Annotated in this window: 13 protein-coding genes; 8 read left to right on the forward strand and 5 right to left on the reverse strand. The window is 67.9% G+C overall.

The window, feature by feature from the left end:
• The first annotated feature begins 188 nt into the window (after positions 1–188).
• From fliL to MFF22_RS14240, 4 genes are read left to right on the forward strand one after another with little or no spacing between them, the layout of a single operon-like run.
• The gene (gene fliL / locus MFF22_RS14225; protein WP_238249624.1) at positions 189–755 is read left to right on the forward strand and encodes a flagellar basal body-associated protein FliL; all 567 of its coding nucleotides are present in this window, start codon (positions 189–191) and stop codon (positions 753–755) included.
• A gap of 7 nt (positions 756–762) precedes the next feature.
• Positions 763–1,977, forward strand: coding sequence for a flagellar motor switch protein FliM (fliM, locus tag MFF22_RS14230; protein ID WP_370877522.1), 1,215 nt, complete (start codon positions 763–765; stop codon positions 1,975–1,977).
• A gap of 6 nt (positions 1,978–1,983) precedes the next feature.
• On the forward strand, positions 1,984–2,493 hold the full coding sequence (locus MFF22_RS14235; RefSeq protein WP_238249626.1) for a DUF6468 domain-containing protein: 510 nt from the start codon (positions 1,984–1,986) through the stop codon (positions 2,491–2,493).
• Positions 2,493–3,377 carry a MotE family protein gene (locus MFF22_RS14240; RefSeq protein WP_238249627.1) on the forward strand — a complete coding sequence of 295 codons (885 nt, stop codon included), beginning with the start codon at positions 2,493–2,495 and terminating at the stop codon, positions 3,375–3,377. Before MFF22_RS14235 ends, MFF22_RS14240 begins: the two co-directional genes overlap by 1 nt.
• A 57-nt stretch (positions 3,378–3,434) precedes the next feature.
• Here the strand turns inward: MFF22_RS14240 and MFF22_RS14245 are convergent, their stop codons facing one another.
• From MFF22_RS14245 to MFF22_RS14260, 4 genes are read right to left on the reverse strand one after another with little or no spacing between them, the layout of a single operon-like run.
• Positions 3,435–4,727, reverse strand: a complete 1,293-nt coding sequence (locus MFF22_RS14245) for a leucine-rich repeat-containing protein kinase family protein (RefSeq protein ID WP_238249628.1) — start codon at positions 4,725–4,727, stop codon at positions 3,435–3,437.
• A 1-nt stretch (position 4,728) separates the two neighbouring features.
• Positions 4,729–4,920: a DUF1192 domain-containing protein gene (locus tag MFF22_RS14250; protein ID WP_238249629.1), complete on the reverse strand. Its 192-nt coding sequence runs from the start codon at positions 4,918–4,920 to the stop codon at positions 4,729–4,731.
• A 54-nt stretch (positions 4,921–4,974) separates the two neighbouring features.
• Positions 4,975–6,195 carry a phosphopentomutase gene (locus MFF22_RS14255; protein WP_238249630.1) on the reverse strand — a complete coding sequence of 407 codons (1,221 nt, stop codon included), beginning with the start codon at positions 6,193–6,195 and terminating at the stop codon, positions 4,975–4,977.
• Between the two features lie 3 nt (positions 6,196–6,198).
• Positions 6,199–7,833 (reverse strand): ABC transporter ATP-binding protein, encoded by a 1,635-nt coding sequence (locus tag MFF22_RS14260; protein ID WP_238249631.1) that lies wholly within the window; start codon positions 7,831–7,833, stop codon positions 6,199–6,201.
• Between the two features lie 228 nt (positions 7,834–8,061).
• Here MFF22_RS14260 and MFF22_RS14265 point away from each other — a divergent pair, with 228 nt between their 5' ends.
• From MFF22_RS14265 to MFF22_RS14280, 4 genes are all read left to right on the forward strand, one after another.
• Positions 8,062–8,961, forward strand: a complete 900-nt coding sequence (locus tag MFF22_RS14265) for a lytic transglycosylase domain-containing protein (protein ID WP_370877521.1) — start codon at positions 8,062–8,064, stop codon at positions 8,959–8,961.
• An 84-nt stretch (positions 8,962–9,045) separates the two neighbouring features.
• Positions 9,046–9,978 carry an alpha/beta hydrolase gene (locus tag MFF22_RS14270; protein ID WP_238249632.1) on the forward strand — a complete coding sequence of 311 codons (933 nt, stop codon included), beginning with the start codon at positions 9,046–9,048 and terminating at the stop codon, positions 9,976–9,978.
• A 142-nt stretch (positions 9,979–10,120) separates the two neighbouring features.
• Positions 10,121–11,416, forward strand: coding sequence for an O-antigen ligase family protein (locus MFF22_RS14275; protein WP_238249633.1), 1,296 nt, complete (start codon positions 10,121–10,123; stop codon positions 11,414–11,416).
• A gap of 157 nt (positions 11,417–11,573) precedes the next feature.
• Complete coding sequence (locus MFF22_RS14280) at positions 11,574–12,755, forward strand: acyltransferase family protein (protein ID WP_238249634.1); 1,182 nt, start codon at positions 11,574–11,576, stop codon at positions 12,753–12,755.
• A gap of 227 nt (positions 12,756–12,982) precedes the next feature.
• Here the strand turns inward: MFF22_RS14280 and MFF22_RS14285 are convergent, their stop codons facing one another.
• Positions 12,983–14,728: a pyrroloquinoline quinone-dependent dehydrogenase gene (locus MFF22_RS14285; RefSeq protein ID WP_370877520.1), complete on the reverse strand. Its 1,746-nt coding sequence runs from the start codon at positions 14,726–14,728 to the stop codon at positions 12,983–12,985.
• Positions 14,729–14,787: the final 59 nt, after the last annotated feature.

The raw sequence follows: 14,787 nt of genomic DNA on the forward strand, positions 1-14,787 counted from the left end.
GGGCGAAAATTCGTTTTTACCAAGCGCAACAAGCATTTGTTCAGCATACGAGCATGCCGGGGCGGTGGCTGGACCGACCCTGCGGCAAACCCGGCCCGGCAGAAATTGCCGCCTTAACGGCGCGTTAACCGTCCCTGCCGATAGCTGGGCGGAGCAATCCGCAACCCAGCTTCGCGAGTGACGGCCCCATGGCCAAGAAGCCCAAGAAGGCGACCGCCGAACAGGGCGAGGGGGGCGCCGAGGCCCCGAAGAGCAAAAAGAAGCTCATCATGATCGCCGCCGCCGCGGTGATCCTCGTGGTCGGCGGCGGCGCGGGCTTCTTTCTGATGAAGGGCGGCCACGGCGACGACAGCAAGGCCGAGGGCGGCGAAGTCGCGGCGGAAGGCTCGGCCCATGGCGGGGGCGGTCATGGCGGGGGCAAGGGCGGTGCCGAGGGCAAGAAGCAGGTCGCCTTCGTCGAACTCCGCGAGATGATCATCACCCTCAGCCCCGACCCCGGGCAGGACAAGGGCAAGTTCGCCAAGATCCGCGTCGCCCTGGAGTTGAAGGATCCGAAAGCGGAGGAGGAAGTGAAGCCCCTCGCCCCGCGGATCGAGGACGCGTTCCAGGTCTACCTGCGGGAGGTGCGCTCCAGCGACCTGTCCGGTTCCGCCGGGATCTACCGCCTGCGCGAGGAGCTGCTGAAGCGCGTCAACGTGGCGGTGTACCCGGCCAAGGTCGATGCGGTGCTGTTCAAGGATCTGATCATCCAGTGAGGCGGTGATGGAACCGGAAGATCAGGTCTCGGATGACGACTGGTCGGCCGCCCTGATGGAGCAGGGCGGTGAGGGGGGAGATTCGACCCTCGCCGAGGAATGGGGCGCGGCCCTCGCCGAACAGGGCACCACCCGCAACGCCAGCGACGTCGCCGCCGAATGGGCGACGATGATCGAGGACGGGGAGAGCGACAACCTCCCCGAACTCGCGGGCAACGACCGCATCCTCAACCAGGACGAAATCGACAGCGTCCTGGGCTTTTCCATGCGCGAGCTTTCGGCCTCGGGGGCCGGAGGCGTGCGCGCCATCGTCGATTCGGGCGTCGTCCAGTACGAACGCCTGCCGATGCTGGAGATCGTCTTCGACCGGATGATCCGGTTGCTGTCGACCTCCCTGCGCAACCTCTTCCAGGACAACGTCGAGGTTACCCTCGACAACATCACGTCCGTCCGCTTCGGCGATTACGTCAATGCGATCCCGCTGCCGACCCTGCTCGGGGTATTCAAGGCGGACCCCTGGGAGAATTCCGGCCTCGTCACGGTCGATACCAACCTCGCCTACGCGACCTTCGATCTCCTGCTCGGCGGCAAGCGCGGTGGCCAATCGAGCCGCCTCGACGGGAGGCCGTTCACCGGCATCGAGATGACCCTGGTGCGCCGGCTGGTGGAGATCATTCTCGCGGACCTCCAGCTCTCGTTCCAGCCGCTCTCCCCGGTGAATTTCTTCATCGACCGAATCGAGACCAATCCGCGCTTCGCGACCATCACCCGGCCGGGCAACGCCGCCATCCTGATCGGCCTGCGCCTCGACGTCGACGGACGCGGCGGCGGGATGCAGATCCTCTTTCCGTACGCGACCCTGGAGCCGATCCGCGAGCTGCTCACCCAGAGCTTCATGGGCGAGAAGCTCGGCCGCGATCAGGTTTGGGAAGGGCACCTCGCCACCGAGATCTGGCAGGCCGACGTCACCATGCAGGCGGTGCTGCACGAGATGATGCTGCCCCTCAAGCGCGTCATGCGGCTGAAGGTCGGCGACACCCTGATGTTCGATGCCAAGCCGTCCGACCTCGTCACCGTGCGCTGCGGCGACTGGGCCCTGACCCAGGGGCGTATCGGCCGTGTCGATGGCAGTATCGCGGTGCAGGTGACGCGCCCCCTCCGGCGCTCCCGCACCACGCTCCAGGCCTACGAGGCCTCCATGAACAACCGCACGGACGGGTAGGCCGGCATGAGTCTCTTCGTCACCGTCGCCACCGACCTCCTCGTTGCCGTCCTGCTGGCGGCGACCATCGTCACGTCCCTGCGCCTGTCCAAGCGGATCGGCCAGCTCAAGGGCGACGAAGCCGCCCTGCGCTCCACCATCGGCGACCTGATGGTGGCCACCAACAATGCCGAGCGGGCGATCATCGGCCTGCGCAACGCCCTCGACGAATGCGACCGAAACCTCGCGGACAGGATCCAGTCTGCCCAGGCCTGTACCACCACCCTCGCCGGGGGCGTCGAGGCCGGGGAGGCCGTGCTGACGCGCATCGCCGCCATCGTCTCGGGCGCACGCAGCGCGGCGGTGGCCCCCCGCCCCGTGGAGGTGCGCTCCGAACCCCAGGCGGAAGCGCCTGAACGGCCTGCCCCGGTGGCGGCCAGTGAAGGGCCAAACGGCGAGAGGCTTGGCGCCGCCGCCGCCGCCGCCCTCGCCATGACCGAGCGCGCCCTCGCCCGCGTCCGGGCCCGTGCCGCGTGATGCGCCCGGATCAGCCCCCGGCGAAGAGCCCTACAGCCACACGCGTCGCCGCCCCTGGCGCGAAGGCGGCGCCGGCTTCGAAACAGGAGAAAGGCCCGGACAAGGCGCAAACCGCCCTGCGCCGCGCCCGTCTCAAGGCGGTGCGACCGTGGAAGCTGCGCCTGATCGATGCGGTCGCCCTGTCGGCGGCGGCGTTGCTGCTGCTCAAGGTACTGAGCCTTTCGCAAACGGGAGTGCCGTCCTCCGACCTGCCCTCATTCGCACGGGCGCTCGCCAAGGCGCGCACCGGTTACGAGTTTCCCGATCCCGAGACGACGGGTTCCATCGAACCGAAGGAGAACGGGGAGCCGAAGCCGGCGACCCCTCCGGACTCGATGCCGCAAACGGCAGCCGCTCCGGACGCGCCCTCCCCGAGCGAGAAGGCCTTGCTCGAGAAACTCGGTGCCCGGCGCAACGACCTGAAGAAGCGGAACGACGAACTCGACCTGCGCGAGAAGATGCTCGATGAGGCCGAGAAGAAGATCGAGACCGGGATTGGCGACCTGAAGAAGGCCGAAGACAAGGTCGACGCGGCGGCGAAGGCCAAGGACGAGGCCGAGAAGCAAGGCCTCAAGAGCATCGTCACCATGTACGAGACGATGAAGCCGAAAGACGCGGCCCGAGTCTTCGACCGCCTCGGCCATGACGTGCTCGTCCCCCTGGTCGTCGCCATGAACCCCCGCAAGATGGCCGAGATCCTGGCGGTGATGCAGCCGGAGGCGGCCGAGCGCCTGACTGTGGCCCTCGCCAACCGCGCCCGCGGCGGCCAAGCGCAGGCTCAGGCCGGCGCCCCATCACTTCCGCCGGGAGAACTGCCCGCCATCGATCCGGGGCCGCCGAAATAAAGGAGCGTCCCTCCCGATCCGTCAGTGCGTCGCGGAACTCGGGAACACGGTTGATAGTCAGGCGAGGGTGTCGAGGATGTCGGCGACCTCGGCCATCCCCGGGCGAGCGGCTGGATCGGGGCCGGTACAGGCACTCTGCAAGTCGCGCAGCGCCTGTTGCCGGTGATCGCAACGGTCCAGCACTTCTCCGAGGAGAATCCCGAAGGCCCGGGTCTCGATCCGAGCGAGCGCCCTCCCCGCCTGTCCCCCCGGCAGGGACGAGGCGGCGCCGAAATCGCCCAGGACCGCTGCTCCGTCGCCGCCGTCCCAGAGGATGTTGTGGCCGTAGAGGTCGCCGTGCATCAAACCCCGCCGGTGCAAATGGGTGACGGCCGACGCGATGCCGGTGGCGAGGCGCAGGGCAGCGCCGGGCGCGAACCGCAAGGCCGGATCGTAGACGTCCCGGCTGCAACTCGCGAGGTTCGGCGGAGCGGCAAGGACCGGCCAGCCCGCGGGAAAAAGGCGCAACAGCAGGCCGGGCGTGCCCTCCGGGTGCCCGTCCAGGCAACCGAGGGCGCCGATCAGCGAGGGGTGGTCCCCCGCAGCGAGACAGGCCTCGATCTCCCTCTCGGGCAATCCATCGCTGCCGACAGCACCCTTGAAGAGCTTCAAGGCGACCTCGGTGTCCCCCGTTCCCCCGCGCCACAGGGTTCGGTGGACCCGGCCGGAACTGCCCTCCCCGAGGAGCGGCCCCACGGTCAGGGCGGACCAAGGCACCCGTGCAGGATCGGATACGGCTCCTCGTGGTTCGGCGGGGTTGCCCGAATAGGACAGCCAAGCGAGCGCCGGCATCTCGGCCAGCCAGGGCGGTAGTTGTTCGAAGCGGTTGCTGGCGATGCGGATCAGTTCGAGGCAGGCGGCGCCGGCGAGACCGTCTGGCAGGCGGCTCAGGCGGTTGCCGGAGAGCATCAGCTTCTGCAGGCGCGGACGCTCGCCTAATGCGTCGGGCAATACGGCGATGCGGTTGTCCGTCAGCGTCAGCCAGCGCAGGGCCGGCGGAAGGGCCTCGCCCGGGACTTCGGCGATGCCACAACCCCGGAAACCCACTTGGCTGAGGGCCTCGCAGGCGCCGAGGGCGGGAGGAAGCCGCGTGAAGGGCGTGCCGGAGCAGAAAAGCACCTTCAGCACGCGCAACCGGCCGAGGTCGTCGGGCAGGCTATAGGTGCCCCGACCGAGGTCGAGGAGTTTGAGGGTGTCAGCAAGGCCGAAGAGTTCCTGCGGAAACTCGCTGAGCCCGTCCGGCAGACGGATCTCCCGCGCTCCGGCAAGGTCGCCCCGGCGGAGGGCTGCCAGGGTGAGATCCCTGTCCATGTCAGCCACGCTTGAAGAAGGCGTCGGCGGAGGATTGGGCGGCTTCCTTCGCAGAGCGAGCCGCTTCGATCCGGGCAATCTCGGCGCGAAGCAGGGCGATCCGCTCGTCGAGATCCGACAGGGACAACGTATCGAGGGGCTGGCCGATCTGGTGGACCGTCACTTTGCGCGGCTTGTCGTCATCGTCCCACATGGCATGTCTCCCGAAAGGCACCCTCGACGCTCGCCACCACGGTGGAAGAGAGCGCTACAGGAACGGTTTGCCAGTGCCGACCGGCGGCAGGCCGAGATGGCGCGCGAGGGATGCGGCAATGTCCGAGAAGCTGTCCCGGCGACCGATGGGTCCGGGGACGAGACCGGGGCCGAAGGCCAGGACCGGCACCTGCTCGCGGGTGTGGTCGGTGCCCGCCCAGGTCGGATCGTTGCCGTGATCGGCGGTGATGATCGCGACGTCGCCGGGTTGCAGCGCGGCCCGGATGGCCGGCACCCGTGCGTCGAAGGCTTCCAGCTCCGCGGCGTAGCCCGGCACATCTCGGCGGTGGCCGTGCTCGGTGTCGAAGTCCACGAGGTTCACGAAGATGAGGCCGCCATCCGGTAGCACCCGGAGGGCGTCGAGCCCCGCGTCCAGGCAGGCGCCGTTGTTCCCCGGCTTCACCTCCCGCCCCGTGGCGCGGTGGGCGAAGATGTCGCCGATCTTGCCGACGCTCACCACCGCGCGGCCGGCCGTCTCGGCACGATCGAGGAGCGTCGGCCCAGGGGGCGTCACGGCGAAGTCCTTGCGGTGAGCCGTCCGCCGGAAGCCTCCTTCGGCCGAGCCGACGAAGGGACGGGCGATCACCCGGCAGACCCGATAGGGATCGCACAAGGTCCGCGCCGTGCGGCACACGTCATAGAGGCGCTCCAGGCCGAAGCTCTCCTCGTGGGCGGCGATCTGGAATACGCTGTCGGCCGAGGTGTAGCAGATCGGCTTGCCCGTCCGCACATGCTCGTCGCCAAAGGCGTCGATGATGCTGATCCCGGAGGCGTGGCAATCGCCGAGGATACCGGGGAGGCCGCCCTGCGTGATGAGGGCGTCCGACAGGGCCGGCGGGAAAGCCGGGTGGGTGTCTGGGAAGGTGCCCCAGGGATCGGGCAGGGCCAACCCGGCGATTTCCCAATGGCCGGATGGCGTGTCCTTGCCCGCGGCGGTCTCGATGGCGCTACCGTAGAGCGCATCGGGTTGTCCTGAGAAAGCCAGTCCCGGCGGGACCGCCCCCGTGGCACCCGCCGCCGCGAGACCGAGGCCCAGGGCCGTGAGATGCGGCAGGCGCAGCGGCCCCGACCGCAACCCCGCCCGGTCGCCCCAGCCGTCGGTGCAGGCGGCGGCGATGTGGCCGAGTGTGTCTGATCCGGCATCGCCGTAGGCGGCGGCATCGGGTGCACCGCCGATCCCGACGGAATCGAGCACGATGAGCAGGGCGCGCGCCACGGGTCAGGCGGGCTCCAGCTCGGTCGGCGTGTCGCTGTCGAGGGCGAAGGCGGCCTTGAAAAGGGTCTGCGTGTAGGCCGTGCGCGGGTTGGCGAAGATCGCCTCCGCCGGGCCTTCCTCCACGACCTGACCGTTCTGCATGACGACCACGTGGTTGGCGAGGGCCCGCACCACCTTCAGGTCATGGCTGATGAAGAGGTAGGCGAGGCCGCGCTCCCGCTGGAGGTCCCGCAGCAGGGTGACGATCTGAGCCTGTACTGACCGGTCGAGGGCCGAGGTCGGCTCGTCGAGCACCACGAATTTCGGGCCGAGAACGATGGCGCGGGCGATGGCGATGCGCTGCCGCTGGCCGCCGGAAAATTCGTGCGGGTAACGATCCATCGTCGCCGGATCGAGGCCGACATCGTGCAGTGCCTTGGCGACGACGGCCCTGCGCTCCGCCCGCCCCTTCACCGCACCCTGGACCACCAACCCCTCGGCAACGATGTCGGCCACCGACATCCGCGGCGACAGGGAGCCGTAGGGATCCTGGAAGACGACCTGCATGTCCCGGCGGAACGGTCTCATCTGCTTGACCGTGTAGGCATCGATGCGCCGGCCGAGGAAAACGATCGGCCCCTCCGACGCGGTCAGGCGCAGGATCGCGAGCCCCAGCGTCGTCTTGCCGGAACCCGATTCACCCACGATCCCAACCGTCTCGCCCGCCCGCACCCTCAGGGCGACGCCATCGACCGCCTTCACATAGCCGCCCGTCCGGCGGAGGAGACCGGTCTTGATGGGGAACCAGACCTTGAGCGGGCCGGCCTCGACGAGGTTCTCGGCGCCGGGGGGAACCGGGTTTCCCCGCCCCTCCGGTTCGGACGCGATGAGACGCCGGGTGTAGGCGTGCTGCGGGTCGGCAAAGACGCGCTGCGTCGGCCCGGTCTCGACGATCTTGCCCTTCAGCATGACGCAGACGCGGTCCGCGATGCGCTCGACGATGCCGAGATCGTGGGTGATGAACAGCATCGCCATGCCGAGCCGCTTCTGCAACTCGGCCAGGAGGGCGAGGATCTGCGCCTGCACCGTGACGTCGAGGGCCGTGGTCGGCTCGTCGGCGACGAGCAGATCCGGCTCGCAGGCGAGCGCCATGGCGATCATCACGCGCTGGCGCTGGCCGCCTGAGAGTTCGTGCGGGTAGGCGCCCATCCGCGAGCGGGCATCACGCAGGCCGACGAGTTCGAGCAGTTCGAGGATACGCGCCCGTGCCGCCTTGCCCGTGAGCCGGCGGTGCAGCGCCAGGACTTCGCCGATCTGCCGCTCGATCGTGTGCAGCGGGTTCAGCGAGGTCATCGGCTCCTGGAAGACCATGGTGATGTCGGCGCCGCGCACGGCGCGCATGTCCCGTTCGGGCAGGGCCGTGAGGTCGCGCCCCTTGAACATGATCCGCCCGGTCTGTGCGGCGGCGGGATCCAACAGGCGCAGGATCGCCAGCGCCGAGACCGACTTGCCGGAGCCCGACTCGCCCACGAGGGCCAACGTCTCCCCGCGGGAGATGGCGAAATCGACGCCGTCCAAGGCCACGGTGTCGCCGTCCCGGGAGCGGAAGGCGACGGACAAATTCTCGACCGACAGGAGCGGCGTCTGCGGATCCGGCATGAGTGCCTTATAGCGCGGACGCGGCTACGCCATAGTACCGGGCGACATGGTGTCGTCGCGCCGCGCTGACGGGACTGCGGCCAGGCCGATGCGGCGTGCATTGATCCGGCAGGCGTCACGCCTACCTTCCGACCCTTATCGGAAGCGTCACGGTCCTTGGATCGGACTTCGACAGAGATGCGCCAAAATCCGATGATGCCGCCCCGCTCCGCATCCTAGAAGTCCTGCGTGCCTGCTCCTTCCTTCACGCGTTTCCCCCTGGCTGCCCTGGTCGTGGTCGGCCTCGCCCGGACCGCCGTCGCCCTGCCGTCGGAGGGGCAGACGGAGACCGTGGAGCAGGCCCTCTGCCGCCTCATCGACGACTCCGCCAAGACCCGCGGCCTGCCCGTGGCGTTCCTGACTCGCCTGATCTGGCGGGAATCGAGCTTCCGTGTCGGCGTCGTCAGCCCGGCGGGGGCGCAGGGGGTCGCGCAGTTCATGCCCGGCACCGCCAAGGAGCGGGGCCTGCTTGACCCGTTCGATCCCGAGCAGGCGATCCCCCATGCCGCCAGCCTGCTCTCTGACCTGAAGCGCCAGTTCGGCAACCTCGGCTTGGCCGCCGCGGCCTATAACGGGGGACCGACACGGGTGGCGAACTGGGTCGCAGGCAACGGCGGCCTTCCGGCCGAGACCCGTTCCTACGTCCTGGCGATCACCGGCCGGCCGGCGGAAGACTGGCGTACGCCCAACGGCGGCGCAGTCGAGTATCCGGAGGGCGGCGCCCCCGCGGCGAAATCGGAACCCGAGAAACCGCAGACCTGTCTTCAGGTGACCGCCGCCTTGCGCGTGCCGAACCGCGGCGACCGCTTCGCTCTGGGTGGAGGCGAAGGCCCTGCCGCCCCGTGGGGCATCCAGCTCGCGGGTAACTTCTCGAAGGCCCTCGCCCTGCAGAGCTTCTCACGGGCGCGGTCATCCTATGCCGGCGTGATCGGCGAGGTCCGGCCGATGATCATCGGAACGCGCCTGCGCAACCGCGGGACCCGCGCCTTCTATCGCATCCGGATCCCAGCCGAGACCCGCAAGGCAGCCGACGATCTCTGTGGCCGGATCCGCCATGTCGGAGGGGCCTGTATCGTGCTGCGAACGTAAAATTTTCTCATCCGGCCATGCCGGCGTCATCAATCCGCCCCGAGGCGGTTGCTTGATGCAGGCGTCGGCGCAACCGGACGGGATATGACACGGCTCATCACCGCATTCGCCAGCCTGATTTGCCTGGGCCTCGCGGCCCTTGGCTTCTCCAAGGCGTCGCCCCTCTCGCTGTTCGACGCGATCGGACCACGGGATGCCGGCGGCCGCTTGGCGGCGCGGGATGTGGTCTTCGGGACGAACGCGCGGAACCGACTGGACGTCTACGTGCCGAAGGTGGCCGCGGATGCCGCCCCGGTTCTCGTCTTCTTTTACGGCGGCTCCTGGGACAGCGGCTCGAAGGACGATTATGCCTTCGTCGGCCATGCCTTGGCGGCTCAGGGTTTCGTGACGGTGCTGCCGGATTACCGGCTGTACCCGCAGGTACGTTTTCCCGAATTCCTGAACGACGGCGCGGCAGCCATCGCATGGGTCCGGGACAACATCGCCAGCTATGGCGGCGACCCGCGGCGGATCGTGTTGGCCGGTCATTCCGCCGGGGCCTACAACGCGGTGATGCTCGGCCTCGACCCGCGCTATCTGGAGAATGTGGGCGTCGATCCCAAGGTGATCCGCGCGGTCGCCGGCCTGTCCGGGCCCTACGACTTCCTGCCCCTCGATACCGATACGACCGTCAAGGTCTTCGGACAGACGGCGGAACTCGCCGAGACTCAGCCGATGAATTTCGTCGGCCCCCTCTCGCACCCCGCCTTCCTCGCCACCGGCGACGGCGATACCACCGTGAAGCCCCGCCACACCGCGCGCCTCGCAGAGCGCCTGCGCGCGGCGAACGTGCCGGTGCAGGAGCGGGTCTACACCGGCCTCGACCACAAGGACACGCTGCTCGCCCTGTCGGTCACCTTCCGCTCCAAGGCCCCCGAACTGGCCGAGATGTCGTCGTTCCTGATGCGTCAGGCGGCGGGGCGGACGCAGTTCACCATGCGTGCGCCCAACGCCCATAGCGCGAAGTTTCAACCCTAACGAAAGATTGTCGGGGTTGGCGGTCCGCCGTTAGCTTTTGCCTTGGCGGAGTTGCGCTAGGATTTGCTGGTCCCAGCCCTGGATAGAGGGCCGGCCTGCGCGAGTCTGACCAGTGAATACGGTGGGCGATACCGTCTCTTCCGTGCGTGAGCGGTCCGTCGCTCGCCCAACTCGCGACCTGCCGGACGTCGTCCGCCTCGCGTACCTCGTCTTCGTGTTGGTCGCCCTCCTGAACCACGCGTGGTTCGTGGATCTCAGCGACCCCACGCCCCTCGACTCGCTCGAGGGTGGCAGTCTCGCCACGCAAATCCTGTTCGGATCGATGATCCTCGTCGGGCTGCCGATGGTCTGGCATCTCGGGCTGAACCGCCTTCGCCCCGTGGCGAGCCCATCCATCGTGCTGTTCGGCGCGTGGCTGCTCGCGACGACGCTCCTCTCAACGGACCCGCTGCTCTCGCTCCGGCGCCTCGCCCTCTACGTCATCGCCGCGTTCCTGTCGGCGAGCCTGCTCATCGTGGCCCGCTCCGCGCGACAGCTCGCCGATGCCTTCGCCATGGCGGGATTCACGGTGCTGGCGGCCAGCTATCTCGGCCTTCTCCTCGTCCCGGCCCTGACCATCCATTCCCACTACGACTTGACCGGCGAGATCGGTCATGACGGCCTGTGGCGCGGCATCTTCTCGCACAAGAACGAGGCCGGCATGGCGATGGTGCTCCTCGTCATCTTCGGCCTGTTCATTGCCGCGGTCCGCCATCGCTGGCTCGGCTGGACGATGGTGGCCGGCGCCGGCATCTTCCTCGTAGGCAGCGGATCGAAGACGCCGCTCATCACCGTCTTGATGGTGCTGGGCATTTCCTGGCTCTGCGGCGTCATTCAATCCCGCGTCGTGCGGGCGATCCTGCTCGTCGGGCCCGTGGCCCTGTTGATGACCATCACGATCGGCTCCATCGTGCTGCCGCCGGTACGCAGCCTCCTCGACACCGTTCTGCCCGATGCGACCTTCACCGCACGCAACGAGATCTGGTCCTTCGCCATCGACAACATCGTGCAGAAGCCCATCACGGGCTTCGGTTTCGGCGCGTTCTGGCTGACCGAACACACGGTTTTCGGGTCGGTGGTCAACCCGGATTCGAGCTGGGTCCAGATGGCGACCCAGGCCCACAACTCGTTCCTCGACGCCGCGTTGGCGATGGGCCTGCCGGGCTTCGTGCTGACGCTGCTCGTCTTCATCATCGTGCCGACGCGAGACGTCCTCTCCCGGCCATCCATGAACCCGGCCGATCCCTCGGCCAACCTCTTCCTGCGGTTGTGGCAGCTGGTCCTGCTCTCGGCGTCGTTCGAGACAATCCTGTTCAACCCGAACACGCCGGCCTTCGGCATGATCGTGATGGCGATCTGCGGTTTGCGCCTCATGAAAGTTCGGCCGGTGATCTCGTGATCCGGAAGCTTGGTAGGGCTAACGGCCGATAACTGTGACGTCGCCGGATTTCGGCGTGTTTTTCGATAAAAGCACGACAATTGCAGGTTAGCATCGCGTATCGCCGGATCGGTAGGACGCAGTCGTCCGCCCGTCGGCGCTTCCGGACGACTCCGTCATGTTCGACCCGCGCTCCACACCGGCCGTGAATGCCCACCCCAAGGTCGAGGCACTTCCCGCGCTAACGTCCCTGCGTTTTTTCGCTGCCGCCTACGTGGTCGCGTTCCACTATACGCCGTACTACTTCCCGAACGTCGAGGGGCCGTCCGTCATCGCCCTCGGTTATTCGGGCGTGACGTTCTTCTTCCTGCTGTCCGGCTTTATCCTCGCCTACAACTATAAAGATGCGGATTTCAGGGAGCCGCGCCTGCGGACGTTATTCTATCGGGCGCGTCTTGCCCGGGTCTACCCAGTGTATCTCCTGGCATTGGCGGTCCACGTGCCGTGGTTCCTAGCCTGGGTGCTCAAGCAACCGATGCCCTTAAAGGCCTTGATGGGTTCCGGCGCGGTTTTGGCGCCGCTGGGGCTGCACGCGTGGGTGCCGGGGGCGGCCTGCTCCCTGGATTGCCCGAGTTGGTCCGTTTCGATCGAGTTGTTCTTCTACGCCCTGTTCCCAATCCTGCTTCCCCTCGTGCTGCGCAGCCCCGCCCGGGTCGCGGTGGCGACCCTTGCGTTCTGGGTTGCAGGCTCGGCTTTGGCGACCTCGTTCTGGCAGGTCTATGGCGCGGGAGCCTCTTTGATCGCGCCGGAGTCCGGCGGAATGGGTCCGATGCTGCTCGCGGAATTCGTGAAGTATTTCCCGCTGCTGCATCTCCCGGAATTCGTGGCGGGCCTGCTCCTGTTCGTGGCGTGGCGGGATAACCGGCCCCCAGTCCTGTTTCTGCTCGCCCTGGCCATAGCCTTCGGGGCACTGATCGTGACCGGCGCGTCATCCGTGCCCGAGCCGATCCTGCACAACGGCCTGACCATGCTCACCTGGGCGCCTCTCATTCTGGCCTGTGCCGCCATGAGGCGGGGGCCGCTCTGCAGCCGGCCTCTGGTATTCTTGGGCAAGATCTCCTTCGCCCTCTACCTCCTGCATATTCCGGTCTACGCCGCGCTCAACACCCTGGACCGCTTGGCTCTGCATGGCTGGCTTGGCACCCACCCGTGGGTCGGGGTCACCGTAGCCTGCCTCGCCAGCCTCGTGGCGGCGGCAGTCGTGCATCTGGCAGTCGAGGAGCCGGCCCGGCGCAGGATCCTTCGCAGCGCCCGTCAGCCGACGATCCCCGCTCTGCCGGCGACGCGGGTCAGAGCCTGAAACCGCCGCATCGCCCATTGGTCTGACGCATCAGTGTCCCCTTGTGCAGTTTCGGATTGATCCGGATCGCGCCCTCAATCGTCTATGAGAGCGACAGCGAAGCAATCCGGGGCAGCGAAACCTGACCGGATCTGGCGGATCCAGGGATTGCTTCGCTGCGCTCGCAAAGATGGGAAGCGCGGCATCATCCGTGTTTCCCCAAAACCGCCCCAGCCCCCGACGCCCCCTTACTCAGGCAGGGCAAAGACCACGAGGGAATCCCCCGTGCCGAACCCGGAAGCCTGCGTGTAGGACGAGCCTCCGGAGGCCACCGCCAAATATTGGCGGCCGTCGATGGCGTAGGTCATCGCCGGGCCGCTGATCCCGGCGCCGCACTGGAAACGCCACAAGGTTTCGCCGGTGGCCGCATCGTGGGCGTCGAGGTGCCCGTCCTCCTCCCCGGAGAAGACGAGGCCGCCGGCCGTGGCCAGGGTCCCGCCGGACAGCCGGCTCCCCGACTTGACCGACCATGCGATCTTACCGCCGGACGTCAGATCGACGGCGGTGAGCGTGCTGAATGACGGCTCACCCTTGGCCCCCCCCGTTTCGGTGAAGCGGATCTCCGGGCGGCCGGGTCCGGCCGGCACTGAATTGACCGTGTAGGTCGTCGCCCCGTGGCGGACCTGCACATAGGCAAGGTGCCCATCGTAGGCGGTCGGTGGCCAGGATACCGCGCCGAGCGGCCCCGGCGCCACGACCGTGCCTTCCGCACTCGGCGGGACGAACAGGTTCTTCTGCGCGAGAAGAGGCTCGGACCGCTCAATGAGCCGCCCGTCCGTCCGGTCGTGGACGTAGATCCAGCCGGTCTTGCTCGCGGAGGCGACAGCCTTGGTGCCGTTCGGCCCGTCGAAGAGGAAGGGCGGTGCGGCGACATCGTAACCCCATTCATCGTGGGGCACCTGCTGGAAGTACCAGCGCAGCTTGCCGGTGTGGATGTCCAGGGCGACGAGGCACATCGTGTAGAGGTTGTCCCCCGGCCGGGTGAGGCCGAAATTCTGCGGCGCCGGGTTGCCTGTGCCGAGATACAGCAGGCCCAGCGACGGGTCGTAGGCCGGCGTCATCCAGAGCGATCCGCCCCCCACCCGCCACGCGTCGCGGTTGGCCTCCGCGGCGGCTTTCTCCGCAGCGGTGTCCCGGTGGAGCGGCATCCCGTCGGCGGTCTTGTCGACGAAGCCACCCTCCCAGCCTTCGGAAGGGGTGACATACCAGCGCCAACGCTCTTCGCCGGTCCTGGCATCGTAGGCCGCCAGCCAGCCCCGGCGGCCATAGCCGCCCTCGATGCCGACCACCGCGCCGCCATCGAGGCCACCCTTTGCGTCCTCCACATGCAAGCCATAACCGGCGCCGGTCACCCCGACGATGACGAGACCGTCCACCACCAGCGGCGGCATCTTGAAGCCGAGGCGGCTCGAGCCCTGGACCGGCTTGCCGCCGAGCTTATCGGCGAGCCCGGACGCCGTTTCCGTCTCGCCCTCCTCCGGTCGCACGGCTTCCTTGTCGAACACGACTTTGCCGGTCTTGCTGTCGAGGGCGATGAGCCGGCCGTCCATGGTCGCCTCGTAGACGAGGCCGTTCGCGACGGCGACGCCCCGGTTCGAGGGCGGCCCGAAGATCTTGTCGGTCCGCGGCTTATGGACATAGGTCCAAAGCACCTTGCCGGTTTTGGCATCAAGGGCGGCGACGTTGTTCTGTGTGGTCGATAGGTAGAGCGCGCCGTCCACCATGATGGGCTGCGCCTGGAAGTAACCGGTCACCCCTGTCTGGAAGATCCAAGCTGGTCTCAGTCTGGCGACGGTGCTTCGGTCGATCTGGGTCAATCCCGAGAAATTGCGGTTGCTGTGATCGTGGCCGAAGGCGGGCCAGTCGGTTTCCGCCGCGAGGGCGGGCGTGGCCAGGGCAAGCAACACGCCCGGCAGTCCAATCAGCTTCGTCACGGCGTTTCCCCGGTCGACCTTGCGCGCTCAACTCGGGCGCAGGGCGCGGGACGGCAAGG

Source organism: Methylobacterium persicinum (assembly GCF_022179525.1).
GTDB classification, from domain to species: Bacteria; Pseudomonadota; Alphaproteobacteria; order Rhizobiales; family Beijerinckiaceae; genus Methylobacterium; species Methylobacterium persicinum.